Below are 21593 nucleotides of genomic sequence, written 5' to 3'. Positions count from 1 at the left end.
CCTATTTCAGACATTGACTAGATAGGGAAAACAACCCTTCAGATTTAAAATAACACTCCATATTATGGATATAATTTATTGAGCTATTTTGAAATCCAACGCCATCTAATAAATAATTAATATCGACATCAAGCGAGCTAGCAATTTGCTGAATTTGTTCTAAATGCAGCCGAATAACTCCACGCTCAATACGTGACACATGTTGTTGTGAGCATAAAAGTAAATCAGCTAGATCAGAACCACTTAAGCCTTTTGCTCTACGGGCTCTAAGTATATTGCTCCCAACAATTTCCTTAGGAGATAAGTTAGATGGCATAAAATTCTCTCCGTGAAATAAATAAGTTATCTATTAACGGTTGTTTAACTATTGTCAAAATGCACCAAATTGACAACAGTAATGCTTTGTTAGAGTAATATTTTCAATATTGATTATTATTTTGTATTTAATTTTTTATTTAATGAATTATTGGTTAAATAATTCAAAAAAATTATTTCAAAATATTACAGCGTGTAAGCTTGGAGTGTTACGAAGAGTTTAAATAGATGAAAAAATTAATGAATTCAATGATTTTTCATAATGAGGTGTACTTGATTTTAGTAATATATACATAGCGTTATTTACACGCTACGTATTTGACGAGTATTTTCATTTAACTTAAGATGCACCTAATTCGTTACGTTTGTCAATTTGGTGCATTTTGACAACTCTTCTAGTGGTTTTCTCTTACCATACCCCCCGAAATCTTGCTGGGTTACTTGCTGTATATCGCACTGTATGTTGTATATTCGTGTGTCCCAAATAATCCTGAATTAAACGTGTATCGGCGCCTTTATCCGCTAATGCATAACCGCATGCATGCCGTAACATATGAGGATGAATACCTAAAGTCAGCTTAGCTAGCTCACCGAGTCGTGAAAATAGTTGATAAAAGCGCTGGCGAGTCATGGCAGTCCCTCTTTCAGATAAAAATAACCACTGATTTTCTTCTCCTTTCCATGTACGCCTTACATTTAACCAAGCTTTAATCAGCGGGATCTCTTCATCAATCAGTGGGTGATTAACAGAAAAACCGTTCTTTAAGCGATGTACATATAGCTCTTTACTTTCTAAGTTAAGATCAGATAACTTTAGCGATAGAGCTTCGCTTGCTCTTAATCCATGTATAAAGCACATATAAATTAAGCAAGAATTACGTTCGGGATGACGAGATAAACGACAAGCAGCTAAAAGACGAGATATTTCTTGGTGAGTTAAATATTTACGAGTGGACATGAACATTTCCCATTTTAATCAGAAAAAGCCAATCATATCTAACTTATTCCATCTAACACATTACTTTTTAGATAAATATAATTATTTTATTCTATAGGTGAAATAAAAGTTCATTTTCTATCCGCTAAAATAGTAATAAAAGTTTAATTAACTAAATTTAATATTTGTAAAATCATTTTTCACATATTTTTTGAATGAACGTTTATTTGGATTACCGTATTCATCTGGCTTTGAAGCTAGCTTTAATTACCTAAAACTAATATACCTAAATCAATAAGACCATAGGCTAGATTTTCAGCAGGTTCATTAAAGCCTAGCAGCTCGGCTGCTGCTTTGTCGCCTTCACATAAAGGGGTTTTGAACATCGCTATTTTCTTGGTCGATTCCCATTTTTTCTTCATTACTCCTATTTTTCTTCATCACTCCTATTAGCTCAGTCGGTTACTAGAGGCACAATCATTTTAAAATACGGCTTCTATGTAACTTATTGAAATAAAATTATTTAATGTTAATTTCTGAATCAAGGTCACCCTCCTTACTTTTGTCATACATTATTGATCGCGCACAATACCCATCTATATGCCCGCTATAAAATAACTATTGAAATCAGAGAAGTGAAAAATACCAAAAATAAATTTCAAAAAAAATTATTTATAACATTAAGAAGCAATGTTAAGTGAGGCAGATATGGATAAAGCATTATCTGATGGATTACTCCAATCGGAGATCAGCCGTCGAAAACTAGTGCAAACCAGTACGGTGGGCGGGCTCGCGCTTGCTAGCGGTGCATTAAGTTTACCTTTTAGCAATGTTGCCAATGCCAATGAAGCGACGCCAACCCCGGAAGAAAAAATTGTCTGGAGTGCGTGTACCGTTAACTGCGGAAGCCGTTGCCCGCTGCGTATGCATGTGGTGGAGGGGGAAATTAAATACGTTGAAACCGATAACACGGGTGATGACGTGTATGGCGATAAACACCAAGTGAAAGCCTGCCTGCGTGGTCGCTCTATGCGCCGCCGCGTGTATAACCCTGATCGTTTAAAATACCCAATGTTGCGTGTGGGCGCGAGAGGGGAGGGAAAATTCAAGCAAATCACTTGGGAAGAAGCTTACGACCTAATTAGTGGTAACCTCAAGCGCATTATTAAAGATTACGGTAATGAAGCGGTCTATTTAAACTACGGTACAGGTACTTTAGGGGGGACAGTTGCGCGTTCATGGCCGCCAGCAAACTCGCCAATTGCGCGTTTAATGAACTGCACGGGTGGTTATTTAAACCATTACGGAACATACAGCACAGCACAAATTAGTTGTGCAATGCCATATACTTATGGCAGTGGTGCGGGTAATAGCGTGTCCGATATCGAAAATTCAAAATTGGTGGTGTTGTTCGGAAATAACCCTGCGGAAACACGGATGAGCGGTGGGGGGATCACTTATCAATTAGAACAAGCCCGTGAACGTTCTAACGCACGAATGATTGTTATCGACCCTCGTTATACTGACACTGCCGCAGGGCGTGAAGATGAGTGGATCCCTATTCGTCCAGGTACTGATGCCGCATTAGTGGCAGGGCTTGCCTATGTGTTGATCACTGAAGATTTGGTTGATCAGCCATTTTTAGACAAATATTGTGTTGGATATGATGAAAAAACACTCCCCGCGAATGCGCCTAAAAATAGCCATTATAAAGCGTATATTTTAGGGCAAGGGGATGACGGCATTGAAAAAACACCTCAGTGGGCAGCAAAAATTACGGGTATTCCAGCCGATAAAATCATCAAATTAGCACGAGAAATCGGTAGTGCGAAACCTGCTTATATTAGCCAAGGCTGGGGGCCACAACGCCATTCTAACGGGGAACAAACCGCACGTGCGATTGCTATGTTGCCGATTTTAACGGGGAACGTGGGGATCAGCGGAGGTAATACAGGGGCGCGTGAAGGAAATTACGATATCCCCTTTGAGCGAATGCCAACCCTTGAGAACCCAGTTAAAACCAGTATTTCGGTGTTCTTATGGACGGATGCTATTGAACGTGGCCCTGAAATGACCGCAACTCACGATGGTGTGCGTGGTAAAGATAAGCTGGACGTACCGATTAAATTTATTTGGAACTACGCTAGTAACAGCTTGATTAATCAGCATTCTGATATTAATAAGACTCACGACATTCTTCAGGATGATAAAAAATGTGAAATGATTGTGGTCATTGATAACCACATGACCGCATCGGCAAAATACGCGGATATCCTTCTGCCCGATTGCACGGCTTCTGAGCAAATGGATTTCTGTCTCGATGGTGCTGCGAGTAATATGGGCTATGTGATTTTTGCCAGCCAAGCCATTGAGCCACGTTTTGAAAGTAAAACTGTGTATGAGATGTGTACGCAAATCGCACGCCGTATGGGGGTTGAAGAAAAGTTCACTGAAGGGCGCACTCAAGAAGAATGGCTGCGCTATTTATATGAAATTTCAAGGGAAAAACTGCCTGAGTTACCAGATTTTGAGACCTTCCAGCAGCAAGGGATCTACAAAAAAATGAACCCGCAGGGGCACGTGGTGGCACATAAAGCGTTCCGCGAAGACCCGATTGCGAACCCATTAAATACCCCATCAGGCAAAATTGAGATCTACTCCGACCGTCTAGCCGATATCGCTAAAACATGGACTCTTGAAGAAGGGGATCTTATTTCGGCTATCCCGATGTATTCCCCTGGCTTTGAAAGCCATGAGGATAAACTGACTAAGCAATACCCACTGCAGCTGAGTGGCTTCCATTATAAATCCCGTGTTCACTCTACATATGGCAACGTAGATGTGATTAAAGCCGCTTGCCTACAGGAAATGTGGATCAACCCAATTGATGCTGCGCGCCGTAATATTAAAAATGGCGATATGGTACGTATATTCAATGACCGTGGTGAAGTGCATATCAATGCGAAAGTGACGCCACGAATTATTCCAGGTGTTGTGGCAATGGGGGAAGGGGCATGGTATGCGCCAGATGAAAACAAGATAGACCACGGGGGAAGCCTTAATGTCCTGACCACGCAGCGCCCGTCGCCGCTGGCAAAAGGCAACCCGCAGCACAGCAATCTTGTTGAAGTGGCTCGGGTATAGGGAGGAGATAAATTATGACAACACAATATGGTTTTTATATTGATTCAGCCCGTTGTACGGGGTGTAAAACGTGCGAATTAGCGTGCAAAGACTACAAAAATTTATCTCCCGAAGTGAATTTTCGGCGTATTTATGAATATACAGGCGGTGACTGGCAAGAAGATAACGGCGTCTGGCACCAAAATGTTTTCAGTTATTACCTGTCAATTTCGTGTAATCACTGTGAAGACCCCGCGTGCGTCAAAGTGTGCCCAAGCGGGGCGATGCACAAGCGTGAAGACGGCTTTGTGGTTGTGGATGAAAGTGTCTGTATCGGTTGCCGTTACTGCCATATGGCTTGTCCATATGGTGCACCACAGTTTAATGCTGAAAAAGGGCATATGACAAAATGTGATGGCTGTTATGAACGTGTGGCCGAAGGGAAAAAACCGATTTGTGCTGAATCTTGCCCGTTGCGTGCATTGGATTTTGGCCCAATCGAGGAGCTGCGCAAAACGTATGGCACCTTGGCGGAGATAGCGCCATTGCCTGAAGCGCATTACACCAAGCCAAATATTGTTATTAAGCCGAATGCGAATAGCCGCCCTGTGAACGACACCACGGGTCACTTAGCTAACCCAAGGGAGGTATAAGATGGGCAACGGATTACATGAATGGCCGCTGATCCTGTTTACAGTATTAGGACAAAGTATTGCGGGGGCAGTGATTGTGACTGGCCTTGCGTGGTTATCGACAGATGATAAACAGCAAAAACAGCGTATTGTGAATGCAATGCTGGCTTTGTGGGTGCTGATGGGGTTAGGTTTCTTGGCGTCCATGATGCATATGGGGTCGCCGTTACGTGCATTTAACTCAATGAACCGTGTTTTTTCATCATCACTGAGTAATGAAGTGCTGTTTGGCTCCCTCTTTTTTGCACTGGGGGGCTTATGGTGGCTGCTGGCGGTGCTGAAGAAAATGCCTGAAGGGCTCGGTAAAATTTGGTTGCTTCTCACCATGGCGATGGGACTGTTATTCGTCTGGGCGATGACTCGTGTCTATATGATAAGCACAGTACCGACATGGAACACGCCACATACCACGATTGGCTTCTTTATGACTGCCTTTGTCGTTGGGCCGATTTTAGGTACGTTGTTATTACGTATTGCTAAATTTCCGTGCCACAGTGGGCGGCTCGCACTGATCAGCATTGTGGCGTATGTGATTACGATTGCCTCTGTGCTGGTGCAAAGTGGTGAAATCGCACTGATAGCATCATCGGTACAACGTGCGAGTGCTTTAGTTCCTGATTTTGGTTCGCTGCAAATGGTGCGTTTAGTGGCAACAAGCCTTGGTTTGATGTTATGGATTTTACCGCTAATGAAGCAAAACCAGCCATCCGTTATCAGTTTGTTCATCGGCACATTGTTGGTGTTGTTCGGCGAATTAATTGGACGCGGGCTGTTCTATGGTCTACATATGACAGTAGGAATGGCAGTCGCCTAATCGGTAAAACATCTCAACGTAGGGAGCCAGTTTCCCTACGTTGAAAACGCAGAGACAATCAATATGCATGATGCGCAATTTCTTGAACACGTTGCTGTAACGGGGCGGGTTTTGGGTTCTTTATTTTATTTTGCTCCAGACAGTGAAAATAACGCGGAGCTCATCGCGATTTTGCGAGAGCCAACATGGCATGAAGAGTGGCCATTTTCGTTGGCATCACTCAATGAAATTAACGCATTATTTGCAGATTCAACAAAACAAAATGAGCCACTTGATGAAGCGTGGCAGCGGTTATTTATCGGCCCCTATGCCTTACCTGCACCACCTTGGGGCTCTGTGTGGTTAGATAAAGAAAATATTATTTTTGGGGATTCTACCGTTGAGCTGCGCCAATGGATGCGTTCAAAAGGTATTGAACCTGCCACAACGCAAAAAGAGCCTGAAGACCACATTGGTTTGATTTTGATGTTAGCCGCCTGGCTGGCGGAACAAGATAGGCGAAATGACCTTGAGGAATTGCTAGGGTGGCACTTGCTACCTTGGTCAGCACATTTTCTTGATGTTTTCGCCACGCAAGCCAATAGCAATTTTTACCGTGGTCTCGCCATGCTAACGCAAGAAACGCTAGCGGGAATTCAAAAGCAATTATCTTTACCCGTTATGCAAAAAACGGTGTATTACAAAGGGAATGCGCCGGAGTAATACCTGAAAAGAAAGCCAAATTTTTGGCTTTCTTTCTTTTGGACCGTTAAACCAACCGCCAAACCAATTCTTGCCTGTTATCTATCGTCCAATGTGATTTTTTTCCTGAAAAACTCACTCCGCCAACCCATCGTGTTTCTTCAATGTAATTGAGTGCATAGGCGTGACCATTAAGTACGTTTTCGCCTATATCACTAAGGAATAAAGGTTGTTTTTCAAAAGGTCGTTGTTGGTCGTTTGATGTTAATAGTGGTGTGGCACCGATTAAACAAGGTTTGAGTAGGCAATAAAACATCAAATCCCCTAAAAATGGCAAAGGTTCCAGGTGCTCAATAAGGGTTTTAAACGTATCCTCAAGGGTCGCACCAGGGTTATCACGGAGATAATGCAGTGCTAGGGATTCTGTGAGGGACAGCCCTGTTTGGTTATTGGGATACTCTTGCAACATTCTGAATAATGCAGGCGCAAGCAGTGGTAGAGTGGGGTAATGCTGCCGCGCGGCTTTGGCAAAATTTGTTGGGTTCTCATCGGTAAATGCTGCCCAGACGTGCTTGGCAATCTCAATTTCTGTCCGTCCGATAGTTCTTCGTTGTGCCCATAGCCAAGGTAAAATCTCAGGCGAAAGCTGGCCGAAGCCGACAAAGCGTTTTATGCCAGGAATGCTAGCTATATCAATCAGTTCAAGTGAAGGATAAGTCGGGTTGAGGTTTGCCAGAACACGAATTAAAAACAGTTGATCATATGGGTCTGCTTCACACCAGAAAATGACTTTTTCGCTCTCCGCTAGCTGAGATAGAGCATGGTATTCTTGATCAAATTGCTGGGTAATTTTCTTAAGTGGGATAGAAAAATATTGGCTAAGTGTATGAGTTCGCAACGAACGATACTGATCAAAAGGCAGAGAAGGGACGGGACCAAGGCAAAAGGGGTCAGTAAATGGGACAAAAGCTCCAGTAAAACCCGCCACCCGCAGTTTATGTTCAATATCATGACCGCAGCGCCAATGCGTTGTTTGGCTTTCATTATCGGCGCTAAAGTTTGGGTTATTTGCGGCAAATAAAACCGTATCGACATGGGCTTTTAGCTTTGGCCAGCTTGAAAAGCCAAGTTCATTGGCAACCAACCATTGTGCAGATGCTAAAGTGATATCAGCGTGAGGATGGGTTTGCTCAAGCAATAAACGTTGCTCTGAAGCTTGCCCCGCTTTCATTTGTTGCAGTAGCTTTTTGGCTTTTTTACGAAAAAAATTTAGGTTGATTAACCCGTTATTAACAGGAAATTTTGGCATACGAGCTCCTTGATTACCGATATCCGCATTCAGGTAGGGCCGTAAGATAAATGAATAAGTGAGTTAGCCTGAGCAGGGCTCTTTCCGCGGATGGATGCATGGCAGATGCACAGCTCGAAATATAATAAAAATAGCGGGGGGAGGCAAATAAAATAGCACCGTAGCCTAAGCCTGCGGTGCTATTGAGATACAATTCAATCAATTCTTATTGTGCTTCGCTTTGTGGGACATACGGTGTGTAAACACCTGTTAGGCTCTTCAAGAAAGCAACAATATCGTCGACATCTTTTTGTGGTAGCTCTTTACCGACTTGATAACGCAGCATCAGTTTCACTGCCTCATCTAAGGTTGCTACGTCACCACGGTGGAAATACGGCGCGGTTAACTCAACATTACGCAGTGTTGGGACTTTTTGACGTAGTTTGTCGCGCTCTTCAGAGGTGACATTCATACGGCCAATATCTTGTGCAGTGACTTCACCGAATTCATAGTCTTTCTTCAAGCCTAACGGTTCGAAAGAACGACCACCGAGGATCACGCCGCCGTGGCAAGTCGCACATTTATTCTCTTTAAATAATTGGTAACCATGCAACTGTTGCGCCGTCAGTGCAGTGCTATCGCCACGTAACCAATTATCAAACGGTGAATCAGGGGTGATTAAGGTTTTTTCGAATTCCGCGATGGCATCAGTGATGTTGTCTCCTGTGAATCCTTCAGGGTAAACCGCATTGAAATCCTGTTTTAATACTGGGTCTTTATCCAGTTTTACAATGATTTCATCCCATGATTTGGACGCCATTTCAATTGGGTTTAATGGCGGACCACCTGCTTGTGCTTGTAAGTCAGGGGCTCGACCATCCCAGAATTGCTCAACGTTAAACACGGAGTTAAATACGGTTGGTGCGTTGATTGGACCTACCGCCCCGCCAACACCGATAGAAGTTTTACGACCATCAACTCCACCTGCGTTTAGCGCATGGCAGTGAGCACAAGAAATGGTGCTGTCTCCCGATAAGCGAGCGTCATGGTAAAGGCGAAAGCCTAGTGCGACTTTTTTATCATCCACTTCCATCGATTTTGGAATAGGTTGGATTGGCTCATTGCGGTGCTCCGCAGCAGTGTCTTCAGTGGCATAATGCTCAGCACGTTGCTTCGCAATCCAACCGAGTAACTTAGTGCGTTCTTCATCACTCACGCTACTTGCCCAGTGCAGTGCGACATAGCGTGTTGGTGGCATGGTGTGATTCTGCATCACCCACTCAATTTTATTCAATTCACTCTGAGGAACGGGTTCTCCCGCAATTAACGCAGCGCGAGCGGCTTCAAGGTTAAAGGATTTATAACCCAGCTGGATATCGTATTCCATCAGTTGTTTAGCGATTGGAAATGAGGCATAAGCAGGTAAGTCAGTTGACGGCGTGTGACAGTAATCGCATCCTTTTTCGGCAAAGAATTGGAGGACTTGATTATTTTCTGCAATTTTAGATGTCTGAATGTCATTATTTTGTCTTCGTTGATCATCGTGGTACCACACATATCCCGATAACCCAAAATAACCGAGTAAAAGCAAAAATATGACAGCGACCGTAATGCGAGTAAGTTTTTTCATTACACTATCCTTGGAAGATTGCGGTCAAATATAATTAAATATTTTTAGTTAATATAATTCTATAGCTGGACTATGATGGATAAATAAAGCGCAATGGTTCTTGATTTTTATCAATGATAACCATTGGTTTAATCGATTGCTGAAATAAGATTTACCTATCAATAAGAATAAAATATATTTTTATCGTCTTTTGTTTGTTGTAGTTTGCTGATTTTATTGAATTATATTTATTTTCGTGATTTTATTTTTATTTGAAATTATCATTTGTTACTGACTGGTCATTAATGATGACTTTGCTGTTAATTCAAATAAATTAAGTAAATTTAACCAATCTCAATATAATTTAAGTCAGGTTTTATGTTTATTGCAAATTAAATGCATATTTAAAATGAATCAAATAAAGAAATAAATAAAGCGTAAATTAAAAATAATGATGTAAAAATAGTGAATTATTTTTATTTTATTACCGAAAAATCGTTAAAAATGATTCAGTCAGTAAATTCTCTTCTAAAATTCATTTCCTTCGAAAATCCTTGCGATTGCAGATGTGTGTCGATAATGGCTATTTACCCCCCTAACTTCATCGTCATTAGTGTCGAACTTTTAATGTTTTTTATTTAATTAATTGATAAATAACAAAAATAATCATGGCATGAAATATGCTAATACCATCCTATCAATATTAATAATTCGACCAATTTGATTGGAGGGTAAGGCGAATGAATCGCTTTGTGATTGCCGACCCGCAACTCTGTATCGGATGTAATACCTGTATGGCTGCATGCTCAGAAACACATAAAGCACAGGGATTACAATCACATCCGAGACTGAGTGTGGTGAAAGTAGGAGAGCTAACCGCCCCGATGCTGTGCCGTCAGTGTGACGATGCACCGTGTGCGCGGGTGTGCCCAGTGAATGCGATTACACATGAAAATGACATGATCGTATTGAATGAAAGCCTGTGCATCGGGTGTAAGCTCTGTGGTTTAGTGTGTCCGTTTGGGGCGATTACGCCATCAGGCAGTAAACCTGTCGATATGCCTGATTTCTTTGAGCAATATGTGCCAAAAGAAATGCTGCTCGATGTGCCAGACAGTTTGCCGACCATGAACCCATTCTTAGCGTGGAATGCGGGTATTCGCAATATCGCCGTGAAATGCGATTTATGTGACTTTAGCGAAGATGGCCCTGCATGTGTGAAGGTTTGCCCAACCGATGCCCTCCATCTGGTTGAGGAAAACCAATTGGAACACGAAAGTGCGAAACGCCGCAATGCGTCTGTCGATGCGATGCCGCCTGAGTTCGACATTTTTGTCTCACGGCAGGAGAACCTTTAACATGACAGCGCTTCAATTACTTTTGTGGTCAATTGCCTTATATACCGTCGGTGGGTTTGCTTCACTGCTGTTTAAGCGCCAAGAAAAAATCGCTATTTATGTGGCGGGGATTTCGGCAATCATTGGTGGATTATTGGGACTATGCAGCGCCATCCCTGTCTTAATGAACGGTGAGGTTCTGACGTATATGGCGCAAGGGCCATTCCCATTTGCCCATTTTGTGGTGCGGATGGATAGCTTAGCCGCCTTTATGGTGATGGTGATTTCGTTGCTGGTTACCGTTAGTGCCCTGTATTCATTGAACTATGTTCAAGAATATTGCGGACGTGGGGCGTGGAGCATGGGCTTCTTCCTCAATCTGTTTATCGCCTCGATGGTGGCCTTGGTGGTGATGGATAATGCGTTTTATTTCATTATCTTATTTGAGATGATGTCACTCGCATCTTGGTTTCTCGTCATTGCTGACCAAGACGATAAATCGATTCGTGCTGGCCTGCTGTATTTCTTTATCGCCCACGCAGGGTCGATTCTGATCATGATAGCGTTCTTCTTAATGTGGCGACAAAGTGGCAGCTTAGATTTCGATTCCTTCCGCCAACTCACCCTTTCGCCAACCATGGCATCCGTCGTGTTTTTATTGGGATTTTTTGGCTTTGGCGCCAAGGCAGGGATGCTCCCATTACACAGTTGGTTACCGCAAGCTCACCCCGCAGCACCGTCACACGCCTCCGCTTTGATGTCAGGGGTGATGGTGAAAATCGGTATCTTTGGGATCATCAAAGTGGGTATCGACCTATTAGGTGCAACCCAAGGCTGGTGGGGTATTGTGGTGTTGGCCTTCGGTGCTGTGTCTTCTGTCCTTGGAGTCATGTACGCACTGGCAGAGCACGATATTAAGCGCTTACTCGCTTGGCATACCGTTGAAAATATCGGGATCATCTTGATGGGGGTTGGTGTTGGCATGGTCGGTATGGCAAATAATATGCCAGTACTGGCGACCATTGGCCTGCTCGGTGCGGTTTACCACTTGCTCAACCACGCGGTATTTAAAGGGCTGTTATTTCTTGGGGCTGGGGCGGTGATTTACCGCATTCATACCCGTGATATGGAGAAAATGGGTGGGTTAGCGAAACTCATGCCACTAACGGCAACGGCCTTTTTAATCGGCTGTATGGCGATTTCAGCGTTGCCACCCTTAAACGGTTTTGTCAGTGAGTGGTACACCTATCAATCCCTTTTCTCAATGAGCCATGAAGGCACATTCATCATGCGTATCAGTGGCCCTATCGCCATTGTAATGTTAGCCATCACAGGGGCGTTGGCGGCGATGTGTTTTGTGAAAGTGTACGGTGTCAGTTTTTGTGGAGGCGCGCGCAGCGAACAAGCCACTAAAGCACGGGAAGTGCCTTGGACAATGACCGCGGCGATGCTGATTTTAGCGGTTATCTGCGTGATCTTAGGCGTGGGTGCCAGCGTGATTGCTCCAGTATTGGCAAATGTGGCGATGTCATTAACTAGCGCAACGGATATTACCGTCGCCCAAGGAGCGATGTTAATGCCTGATAGCGCGGCACAAGCGATGATCTCCCCAGCGATGACCTTCGTTTTGTTGCTCGCCTTACCGCTTATTCCGTTCATTATTTACTTGGTATTCAAAGGCAAGCAAATGGGCTTTCGCCGCAAAGGCGATGCGTGGGCATGTGGTTATGCATGGGAAAAAGACATGTCTGTATCTGCGGGGGGCTTCACTCAACCGCTGCGTTCTATGTTTGCGCCACTATATCGCATGCGTGAACAACTCGACCCATCGGCACGGTTAGCACAAACCTTAGAAGTGACGAAAGCAGGGGCGGGGCAAGTCGAGCCTTTCTGGGATGAAAAAATTATTTACCCATTCGTCCGTTGTATCAATCGAATTGCGAAGCGCATGCAGTGCTTACAAGGTGGGGACTTCAGACTGTATTGCCTGTATGTCGTTGCTGCGTTGGTGGTGCTGCTCGTCGTGATCGCGGCGTAAGGGGAGAAATCATGACAATTCAAGAAACACCGACATTGATGATGGGCTTCTTTGCCGTAATTCAAGCTGTTATTTTGCTGCTGCTAACCCCGCTATTTACGGGTATTTCACGGCAAATTCGCGCCAAAATGCACTCGCGCCAAGGCCCTGGTATTTGGCAGGATTACCGCGATATTACCAAACTGCTAAAACGCCAATCTGTTGCGCCACGTGACTCAGGGGCTATATTTCGCATCATGCCGTATGTGCTGCTTGGCAGTATGCTGCTGTTAGCGATGGCTTTGCCCGTTTTTACCCTGAACTCGTTGTTTAGTGGTGCGGGCGACTTAATTATCGTGCTGTATATTTTTGCGCTTTTCCGCTTTTTCTTTTCACTCTCAGGTTTGGATACTGGCAGTCCATTTGCAGGAATTGGCGCAAGCCGTGAGCTTACCCTTGGGGTGTTAGTCGAACCAATTCTATTCCTTGGCCTCTTGGTGGTGGCGCTGATTGCCGGCTCAACCAATATCGGCACCATTAGTTCAGTGATGAGCGAAGGCTGGATTTCGCCCACCGCCACTTTTTTAGCACTGTTAGCGTGTGGTTTTGCCACCTTTATTGAAATGGGGAAAATCCCGTTTGACGTGGCAGAAGCAGAGCAAGAGCTACAAGAAGGGCCATTAACGGAGTATTCAGGTTCAGGTTTAGCGTTAGTGAAATGGGGCATTGGCCTCAAACAGGTGATTGTGGCGGTGCTGTTTTTATCCATCTTCTTCCCATTTGGTAATGCCAGTGTGTTGACAGTGGGAAGCTTGTTGATTGCGTTAGTGCTGTTGCTGGTGAAATTACTGGTGATTTTTGTGCTGGCGTCGCTGGTGGAAAACAGTTTGGCGCGTGGGCGTTTCTTACTGACACACCATGTGACTTGGCTAGGATTCGGTGTTGCGGCACTCGGATTCGTTTTTTACCTCACTGGCCTATAAGGAGCGACACAGCATGTTAGAAAATATTGCACTCGCCACGCTACTTATTCCATTTATTGGTGCGTTACTGGTGAGTAGCTTACCCACCCGCATGGCACCGTGGCTGAGCACCATTGTTGCATTGATTGCTTCAATCGGCACAGGGATACTCGGCTGGTTGTATTTATCGGGTGGCAAAACCGCTACCTCACTGACGCTAATTCAAGCAGGGGAGGTCGAACTATTTGGCTTCACAATTGACGGTGTCAGTACCCTGATTGCGTTTGCCGTGGTGTTCTTGGGTTTTTTAATCTGTTTATATTCAACGGGTTATTTAACTGAGGGGAACCGTGAACACGCCCATGGGCCAACCCGCCGTTATTATGCGTTCTTGCTGGTATTTATCGGGGCAATGGCTGGCGTGGTGTTATCGTCCACTATTTTAGGTCAGTTGGTCTTCTTCGAAATTACAGGGGGATGTTCTTGGGCATTGATTGGTTATTACCAAACCGAAAAATCCCAACGCAGTGCGATGAAAGCACTGCTTATCACCCACATTGGTTCGTTAGGGCTGTACTTGGCTGCTGCCACCTTATTTATCAACACAGGGACATTCGCGTTGAGTGCCATTGGCCAGCTCAATGAGTCTGCAAGTTTGATTGTGTTTGGCGGAATTTTGTTTGCGGCATGGGGGAAATCAGCCCAATTGCCTCTGCAAGCTTGGCTACCCGATGCGATGGAAGCACCCACCCCTGTGAGTGCTTACTTACACGCCGCATCAATGGTGAAAGTAGGGGTCTATATCTTCGCCCGTAGCTTGATGTCTTCGGATCATGTGCCTGAAATCATTGGTTGGGTAGGCGTGGTGATGGCAGTCATCACTCTGGTGTATGGTTTTATGATGTACCTGCCACAAAAAGACATGAAACGTCTGCTTGCATGGTCAACCATTACTCAACTGGCTTATATCTTCCTTGCCTTATCGTTATCTGTTTTTGGCTCTAAGGAGGCCTTCCAAGGGGGGATCGCCTATATCTTCAACCACGCATTTGCCAAAAGCTTGTTCTTCTTGGTTGCAGGCGCGCTGAGTTATAGCTGTGGAACAAGGATGTTGCCACGTTTACGTGGCTTAGCAAAACGTTACCCACTGTTGGGCGTGGGGTTCTGCGTTGCCGCACTGGCAATTGCAGGGGTACCACCACTTAACGGCTTCTTCAGTAAATTCCCTATCTTCGCAGCAGGCTTCGCCCTTTCTGAACACTTCTGGATACTCACACCAATCATGGTGCTGGTGTTGATTGAATCGGTCGCGAGCTTTGCGTGGCTGTTGTACTGGTTCGGTAAAGTGGTGCCTGGTGAGCCAAGTGAGGAAGTGGCGAATGGTAGCGCGGTTCCATGGGCAATGCAGTGGGTGATTGGTTTGCTGATCGTGATGTCCTTCTGTTCGAGTGTCATCGCTGTCATCTGGCTCAATTAAGGGAGAGAAAGTATGACTGGTTCCATGATTGTGAATAATTTAGCGGGATTGATGATGATCACCTCGCTGTTGGTTATCGGGGCGAAGCGCCCGGTGACCTCGTGCTGGTTCTATGCCTTGCAATCGCTGGTGTTAGTGGCGATTTTTGGCACCTTGTCCCAGACCCTCAATGCGCCTGAATTAGCCATGTGGGCAGGTTCGGCTTTTATCACCAAGGTCATTTTAGTTCCTGTGATTTTAGGTTATGCATTTCGCAAGCTGTCTGACCCGTCAGCCAACGGTGGGGTGATCAGCCCTGCGTGGTTAATGCTAGCGGCAGCAGTGATTGTGGTGTTGTGCTGGTTTGTAGTCGAGCCTATCAAATTGCCGATTGCCACAGAGCTTAAACCTGCGTTGGCAGTCTCCCTCGGTCACTTTATGTTAGGCCTACTGTGCATCGTGACGCAGCGCAATATCCTTAAACAGGCGTTTGGTTACTGCTTGATGGAAAACGGCTCTCACCTAACCTTGGCCTTACTTGCTTATAAAGCGCCTGAGCTAGTGGAAATCGGTATTGCTACTGATGCGATTTTCGCTGTGATTATCATGGCGGTACTGGCGCGTAAAATCTATCGCACGCTCAACACACTGAACGTGGATCAACTGACCGCGCTGAAGGGGTGATGAGATGAGTCAAAGTATGTTGTTAACATTATTAATGGCAACGCCGCTGGTTATTTCACTGCTGGCCTTTGCGTGCCGATTGCTGGGCAACGGTGCAAAGCCAGTTGTCACACTGGTGCATATCGTCGGCATTGTGGCGCTGTTGGTTTTGTCATTGTGGATGGTCAATACCATCAATGAGGTTGGTGATTTACTGATGGCAGGGAATTGGATCCATTTGGATAGCCTTGCAGGGTTATTTCTCGCCATCTTAGGTATTGTCGGATTCTTAACGGGTTTGTATTCCATCGGCTATATGAATCATGAAGTGGCAGATGGTGAAATTAGTGTAGGAACATTATGTAATTACTATGGTTTCTTCCACTTGTTCTTATTTACCATGCTGTTGGTGATCACCAGTAATAACTTGATTTTAATGTGGGCAGCGGTGGAGGCAACCACACTTAGTTCGGCATTCTTAGTGGGTATTTACGGGCAGCGTTCTTCACTGGAAGCGGCGTGGAAATACATCATTATTTGTAGCGTAGGCGTTGCATTTGGTCTGTTCGGGACAATTTTAGTGTATGCGAATGCGGTCAATGTGATGCCAAACCCTGAACTGGCCATTTTCTGGACCGAAGTGCTGAAATACACTGAATTACTCGACCCAACCTTAATGCACTTAGCCTTTGTTTTTGTGCTAATTGGCTTTGGTACCAAAACGGGTCTATTCCCAATGCATGCTTGGTTACCCGATGCGCACAGTGAAGCACCAAGCCCAACGTCTGCATTACTTTCTGCGGTACTGCTTAACTGCGCGCTGCTGATCATCATTCGCTATTACATCATTGTAACCTCGGCGATCGGCGGTGAATTCACTCAAACGCTACTGCTAGTGTTTGGTTTGCTCTCTGTGGCGGTTGCGGCATTTTTTATCTTAGTGCAAAAAGATATGAAACGCCTGCTGGCCTATTCCAGCGTGGAAAACATGGGGTTGATTGCGGTGGCGTTAGGTATTGGTGGCCCACTTGGCGTGTTAGCAGCGCTGTTGCATACCTTGAACCATAGTTTGGGTAAAACCTTGCTGTTCTGTGGTTCTGGGAATGTTCTATTGAAATACGGTACGCGAGATATCACCGTGGTGAAAGGTCTACTGCGTACCATGCCATTTACGGCAGTGGTATTTGCGGGAGGCGCATTAGCCCTTGGCGGGATGCCGCCATTCAATATTTTCCTCAGTGAATTCATGATTGTGGTTGCGGGGATCGCAGCTGACCATTTTTGGTTAACACTGTTGGTTTTAGTATTGATCACTATCGTGTTAGGTGGGTTAGTACGCATGATTTCGAAAACCTTATTTGGCGCGCAACCTGATTGCGTGTCCCGTGGTGAGCTGGGTATTTTAACTACCTTACCAATGGCTATTCTCATCGTATTGATGTTAGTGATGGGAACGCATATTCCGCAGCCTGTAAGCCGCTTACTTGAAAATGCTGCCACCATTGTCTTAACCGATAGCACAGCACCAACAGAATCTACTCAATTACATTATCAATGGCCGTGGGGTGTTAGCGCCTCTACCGCATCAGTGCAGGAGAAATAACGTGAGCTATCAGAACTATACAGATACCCTTCAAGGCGTTCGTAAAGGCGTTGGCTATCTGGCACAAGTCCGCGAGAAATTTCCCCATGCGGTACTGGATGAAGAGTGGCAAACCGCTAATCAGCTCACCATTACCGTAAAAACGGATATGCTACCTGACGTGGTAGAGTTTCTTTACTACGGCTGTGGCGGTTGGCTGCCTGTTTTATGGGGCAATGATGAACGCCCACTTAACGGCCAATTCGCGGTGTATTACGCACTCTCGATGGAAGAAGGGGAAAAATGTTGGGTGACAGTGAAAGCCTTTGTTAGCCCAATCACCCAAGAGTTCCCGTCTGTAACGCCGCGTGTCCCTGCTGCAGTGTGGGGAGAACGTGAAATCCGTGATATGTACGGCCTGCGCCCTGTTGGCTTGCCTGATGAGCGCCGCTTAGTGCTGCCCGATGATTGGCCTGAAGATTTATACCCGCTGCGCAAAGACACGATGGACTATCGCCAGCGCCCTGCGCCAACCACAGACACTGAAACTTACGAGTTTATTAACGACAGCAAAACCCAAAGCCGTGTTGTGCCAATCGGCCCATTGCATATTACTTCTGATGAACCAGGTCACTTTCGTTTATTCGTCGATGGTGAGCGTATTGTCGATGCGGATTACCGTATGTTCTATGTGCACCGTGGGATGGAGAAACTTGCGGAAACTCGCATGGGCTATAACGAAGTGACGTTTTTATCTGACCGTGTCTGCGGGATCTGCGGCTTTACTCACAGTGTGGCGTATACCTCATCCGTAGAAAATGCCCTTGGTATCTACGTGCCGCAACGTGCGCACACCATTCGCAGTGTCCTTTTAGAAGTTGAGCGTCTTCACAGCCACTTGTTGAATATTGGCCTAGCGAGCCACTTTACAGGGTTCGACACTGGGTTTATGCAGTTTTTCCGTGTGCGTGAAAAATCCATGACCATGGCGGAGTTGCTGACAGGGGCGCGTAAAACTTACGGAACTAACCTGATTGGTGGTGTTCGCCGTGATTTTCTCAAAGAACAGCGCGTAAAAACTATTCAATTGGTACAAGAAATGCGCCGCGACGTTACTCAATTAGTGGATATGCTACTGAGCACGCCAAATATGGAGCAGCGTACCGTGGGTGTTGGTCGCTTAGAGCCACAAGTTGCCCGTGACTACAGCCCTGTCGGGCCCATGATCCGCGCGAGTGGTTTTAAACGTGATGTGCGCTTTGATCACCCATTTGCCGATTATGGCAACTTACCAAAAACCTTATTCAGTCTTGATGGCTGCGATGTGTATTCAAGGGTGATGGTGCGTATTAAAGAAACACTGGATTCCTTGTCGATGATTGAATACGCGCTGGATAATATGCCAGAAGGGCCAATCCTCACAGAAGGCTTTACCTATCAACCACATAAATTTGCGTTGGGCTATACCGAAGCGCCGCGTGGGGAAGATGTTCACTGGAGCATGTTAGGGGATAACCAAAAACTGTATCGCTGGCGTTGCCGTGCGGCGACCTATGCCAACTGGCCAGTGCTGCGCTATATGCTGCAGGGCAATACCGTTTCTGATGCGCCGCTGATCATCGGTAGTCTTGACCCTTGTTACTCTTGTACCGACCGTGTGACGCTGGTGGACGTGAAAAAACGTAAAGCGAAAACAGTGGCATACAAAGAACTTGAGCAGCACAGCATCGACCGTAAAACGTCGATAATGAAATAGGCGGAGGGCATATTATGTTTAAACTGTTTAAAACCCTTCAAAATGCAGGAACGGCAACGGTGAAATACCCGTTCAAGCCCCTCGAAGTGGCACACGGATTTCGCGGTAAACCCGAGTATGACCCACAGCAGTGTATTGCCTGTGGGGCTTGTATTTCGGCTTGTCCCGCCAATGCATTAACCATGGAAACTGACTTAGCAAGTGGTGAGCGTCGTTGGCAGTTATTCCTCGGGCGCTGCATCTACTGTGCCCGTTGTGAAGAGGTATGCCCGACTCGCGCTATCCATTTAACGGAAGAATTTGAAACAGCAGTCATGAACAAGGCTGATTTGTACATGAAAGGCACTTTCCGCTTACAACATTGCCGCGAATGTGGCGAAGCATTCGCCCCTAAAAAATCGGTGGATTACGCGATGGCGTTAATGGTGGCATCAGGTATCGAAGAAAGCGGTATTGAAGCGCTACGCCCGATGTATGAAACCTGTCCATCCTGTAAACAAAAAAACAATTTGCTGAACAATGGCCGCCAAAATTTCCGCTTGCACATTGAGGGAGATAAATAATGAGTCTGCCAGATATTCCTATTAATCACCATGTTAGCCAGCCTATCCAATTGGATGAGCAAGTGGCTAAACTGAAAAGTACGCTGCTCAAAGACATCAAGCGTTCTGCCTATGTGTATCGTGTTGACTGTGGTGGCTGTAATGGCTGCGAAATCGAAATTTTCTCGGCAATTACTCCCGTTTTTGATGCAGAACGTTTTGGGATAAAAGTGGTTGCCTCCCCGCGCCATGCGGATATTTTGCTATTTACTGGCGCAGTGACTCGCGCCATGCGCATGCCAGCACTGCGGGCTTATGAATCCGCCCCCGACCCAAAAATTTGTATCTCGTATGGGGCGTGCGGTTGCGGCGGCGGTATTTTTCATGATCTGTATTGCGTGTGGGGCGGTAGCGAGCACATCGTGCCAATCGATGTGTGGATCCCTGGTTGCCCGCCAACACCTGCGGCGACCATTTATGGCTTTGCCGTGGCACTGGGTTTACTGAAACAAAAATTATCAGCGCAAGACCACCATGAAGCTGATGGTGAACGAGTAGAACTTTTATTGCCATCAATTCCATTAGCCACTCGGGTGATGATCGAACGTGAAGCACGCCGCCAAGCGGGTTATTACCAAGGCCGTGAAATTAGTGATCGATTTTTATCCTTATTGGATGGCGCAAGCCCTGCCCAAGTGCAAAGTACGCTACAAGCGTGGCTTAACGAAGAACAAGACCCTCGTCTGCGTGACATTGTTAACCGTTTAGTCACTGTGTTGAAGCAAGGAGGCATTCATGAGTAGTCCAGCTTCGGCTAGCCCTTCGCCAACGGAAGGCGAAGTCTTTTTTTGGTCTTTGCGCCAAAAGTTTGTCGACAGTGACGATGACATTCCAGAAGATGCCCAGCAAGTGATGTATTACTCGTTGGCGATTGGTCATCACGTTGGGATGATTGATTGCCTAAAAACGGAGTTAGTTTGTCCGCTAGCGGGTTATCAATCATGGGTTCAAGCCTTACCAGAGGGTGAGGCTCGTCGTAAGTTACAAGGCTTAATCACCTTTGGCGAAATTAATATCGACTCGACCCATACCAATATGTTAGCGCTGGCATTAGATGGTTTTGCCAAAGACCCGCAGTCCCCTTACCAAGCGTGGAGCGAAACGCTGATTCAGCTGCTAGGTGAAATTGAGCGGGAACCCGCCATTTATTTGATTGTGAAGCGGCAGGGCGTGGGGCATACAACCCGACAAAGTTCGATGTTATTCGACGATGAGCCTTCTGCAAAGAATTCATTACGTTCGCAAAATCAATTGCCTTCGCAAAATCAATCACCAGTGCAAAACTTAATGTTAGCGGTGGGGAATAGCATGATGGGGGACGACGGTGCAGGACCGATGCTATTTGATTTAATGCAAGCCAACCCCATTGAGGGCTGGCAGGCAATTAACGGCGGGAGCAGCCCTGAAAGCGTGTCTCACCAAGTACGTGCATTAAAACCCCAGCGCTTGTTGATTGTGGATGCCGCCGATATTGGTTTAGCCCCAGGGGAAATACGAATTATTGATCCCGATGATATCGCTGAAATGTTTATTATGAGCACCCATAATTTGCCGCTCAATTTTTTAATCGACCAATTAAAAGAGGATATTGAGGAGATTATTTTCTTAGGTATTCAACCCGATCTAGTGGGTTTTTATATGCCAATGAACGAGAAAGTGATTTCAGCTGTTCAGCAAGTGTATGCCGCGCTGCCGCAGTGGCAAGGGTTAGGTGGGTTTACCCTATTTGAAGGGGAATAAACAGCCCCTAAGGGGGGAG

Annotated in this window: 19 protein-coding genes and 1 pseudogene; 15 read left to right on the top strand and 5 right to left on the bottom strand. The window is 45.6% G+C overall.

Features of this window, described 5'->3' with window-relative positions; genetic code table 11:
* Nucleotide 1: 1 nt before the first annotated feature.
* From M1F05_RS18880 to M1F05_RS18870, 3 genes are all read right to left on the bottom strand, one after another.
* Complete coding sequence (locus M1F05_RS18880) at nucleotides 2-316, bottom strand: helix-turn-helix domain-containing protein (RefSeq protein WP_206083310.1); 315 nt, start codon at nucleotides 314-316, stop codon at nucleotides 2-4.
* Between the two features lie 408 nt (nucleotides 317-724).
* Nucleotides 725-1273 (bottom strand): tyrosine-type DNA invertase, encoded by a 549-nt coding sequence (locus tag M1F05_RS18875; RefSeq protein WP_206083311.1) that lies wholly within the window; start codon nucleotides 1271-1273, stop codon nucleotides 725-727.
* Between the two features lie 242 nt (nucleotides 1274-1515).
* On the bottom strand, nucleotides 1516-1674 hold the full coding sequence (locus M1F05_RS18870; protein WP_206083312.1) for a hypothetical protein: 159 nt from the start codon (nucleotides 1672-1674) through the stop codon (nucleotides 1516-1518).
* Between the two features lie 286 nt (nucleotides 1675-1960).
* On the opposite strand from M1F05_RS18870, the gene M1F05_RS18865 reads away from it, so the two are divergent.
* From M1F05_RS18865 to dmsD, 4 genes are all read left to right on the top strand, one after another.
* Complete coding sequence (locus M1F05_RS18865) at nucleotides 1961-4396, top strand: DMSO/selenate family reductase complex A subunit (RefSeq protein ID WP_206083313.1); 2436 nt, start codon at nucleotides 1961-1963, stop codon at nucleotides 4394-4396.
* 14 nt (nucleotides 4397-4410) lie between these two features.
* Nucleotides 4411-5028: a DMSO/selenate family reductase complex B subunit gene (locus tag M1F05_RS18860; RefSeq protein ID WP_206083314.1), complete on the top strand. Its 618-nt coding sequence runs from the start codon at nucleotides 4411-4413 to the stop codon at nucleotides 5026-5028.
* Between the two features lies 1 nt (nucleotide 5029).
* Nucleotides 5030-5881 carry a DmsC/YnfH family molybdoenzyme membrane anchor subunit gene (locus tag M1F05_RS18855; RefSeq protein WP_206083315.1) on the top strand — a complete coding sequence of 284 codons (852 nt, stop codon included), beginning with the start codon at nucleotides 5030-5032 and terminating at the stop codon, nucleotides 5879-5881.
* Nucleotides 5882-5944: 63 nt separating this feature from the next.
* Complete coding sequence (gene dmsD / locus M1F05_RS18850; protein ID WP_206083316.1) at nucleotides 5945-6583, top strand: Tat proofreading chaperone DmsD; 639 nt, start codon at nucleotides 5945-5947, stop codon at nucleotides 6581-6583.
* Between the two features lie 46 nt (nucleotides 6584-6629).
* On the opposite strand, the gene M1F05_RS18845 is transcribed toward dmsD, so the two are convergent.
* Together M1F05_RS18845 and M1F05_RS18840 are read right to left on the bottom strand one after the other, a co-directional pair.
* Nucleotides 6630-7871 carry a DUF1835 domain-containing protein gene (locus M1F05_RS18845; RefSeq protein WP_206083317.1) on the bottom strand — a complete coding sequence of 414 codons (1242 nt, stop codon included), beginning with the start codon at nucleotides 7869-7871 and terminating at the stop codon, nucleotides 6630-6632.
* A gap of 205 nt (nucleotides 7872-8076) precedes the next feature.
* Nucleotides 8077-9480: a cytochrome c peroxidase gene (locus tag M1F05_RS18840; RefSeq protein ID WP_206083318.1), complete on the bottom strand. Its 1404-nt coding sequence runs from the start codon at nucleotides 9478-9480 to the stop codon at nucleotides 8077-8079.
* A 719-nt stretch (nucleotides 9481-10199) separates the two neighbouring features.
* Between M1F05_RS18840 and M1F05_RS18835 the strand changes: the two genes are divergently transcribed.
* The 11 genes and pseudogenes from M1F05_RS18835 to hycI all read left to right on the top strand — a co-directional run bounded on the left by M1F05_RS18835 (nucleotide 10200) and on the right by hycI (nucleotide 21574).
* Nucleotides 10200-10817: a 4Fe-4S dicluster domain-containing protein gene (locus M1F05_RS18835; protein ID WP_206083319.1), complete on the top strand. Its 618-nt coding sequence runs from the start codon at nucleotides 10200-10202 to the stop codon at nucleotides 10815-10817.
* Nucleotide 10818: 1 nt separating this feature from the next.
* Entirely contained in the window at nucleotides 10819-12834 is a 2016-nt protein-coding gene (gene hyfB, locus M1F05_RS18830) for a hydrogenase 4 subunit B (RefSeq protein WP_206083320.1), read from the top strand.
* An 11-nt stretch (nucleotides 12835-12845) separates the two neighbouring features.
* Complete coding sequence (locus M1F05_RS18825) at nucleotides 12846-13796, top strand: respiratory chain complex I subunit 1 family protein (RefSeq protein WP_272516206.1); 951 nt, start codon at nucleotides 12846-12848, stop codon at nucleotides 13794-13796.
* A gap of 13 nt (nucleotides 13797-13809) precedes the next feature.
* Nucleotides 13810-15252 (top strand): hydrogenase 4 subunit D, encoded by a 1443-nt coding sequence (locus M1F05_RS18820; protein WP_206083321.1) that lies wholly within the window; start codon nucleotides 13810-13812, stop codon nucleotides 15250-15252.
* Between the two features lie 12 nt (nucleotides 15253-15264).
* Nucleotides 15265-15915: a hydrogenase 4 membrane subunit gene (gene hyfE / locus M1F05_RS18815; RefSeq protein WP_206083322.1), complete on the top strand. Its 651-nt coding sequence runs from the start codon at nucleotides 15265-15267 to the stop codon at nucleotides 15913-15915.
* Nucleotides 15916-15919: 4 nt separating this feature from the next.
* On the top strand, nucleotides 15920-17497 hold the full coding sequence (locus M1F05_RS18810; RefSeq protein WP_206083323.1) for a hydrogenase 4 subunit F: 1578 nt from the start codon (nucleotides 15920-15922) through the stop codon (nucleotides 17495-17497).
* A gap of 1 nt (nucleotide 17498) precedes the next feature.
* Nucleotides 17499-19232, top strand: a complete 1734-nt coding sequence (locus M1F05_RS18805; protein ID WP_206083324.1) for an NADH-quinone oxidoreductase subunit C — start codon at nucleotides 17499-17501, stop codon at nucleotides 19230-19232.
* 14 nt (nucleotides 19233-19246) lie between these two features.
* Complete coding sequence (gene hyfH / locus M1F05_RS18800; RefSeq protein WP_206083325.1) at nucleotides 19247-19795, top strand: hydrogenase 4 subunit H; 549 nt, start codon at nucleotides 19247-19249, stop codon at nucleotides 19793-19795.
* Nucleotides 19795-20577: an NADH-quinone oxidoreductase subunit B family protein gene (locus tag M1F05_RS18795; protein WP_206083326.1), complete on the top strand. Its 783-nt coding sequence runs from the start codon at nucleotides 19795-19797 to the stop codon at nucleotides 20575-20577. Before hyfH ends, M1F05_RS18795 begins: the two co-directional genes overlap by 1 nt.
* Nucleotides 20570-20941, top strand: a pseudogene (locus tag M1F05_RS18790) (formate hydrogenlyase maturation HycH family protein); the annotation flags it as partial. The gene M1F05_RS18795 and the pseudogene M1F05_RS18790, both read left to right, overlap by 8 nt.
* A 180-nt stretch (nucleotides 20942-21121) precedes the next feature.
* On the top strand, nucleotides 21122-21574 hold the full coding sequence (hycI, locus tag M1F05_RS18785; protein WP_241016816.1) for a hydrogenase maturation peptidase HycI: 453 nt from the start codon (nucleotides 21122-21124) through the stop codon (nucleotides 21572-21574).
* The last annotated feature ends 19 nt before the right edge of the window (nucleotides 21575-21593 follow it).

The sequence above is a fragment of the Providencia sp. PROV252 genome, from assembly GCF_033676005.1.
In the GTDB taxonomy this organism is placed as follows: domain Bacteria; phylum Pseudomonadota; class Gammaproteobacteria; order Enterobacterales; family Enterobacteriaceae; genus Providencia; species Providencia vermicola.
This window is presented reverse-complemented; position numbering and strand designations above follow the sequence as displayed.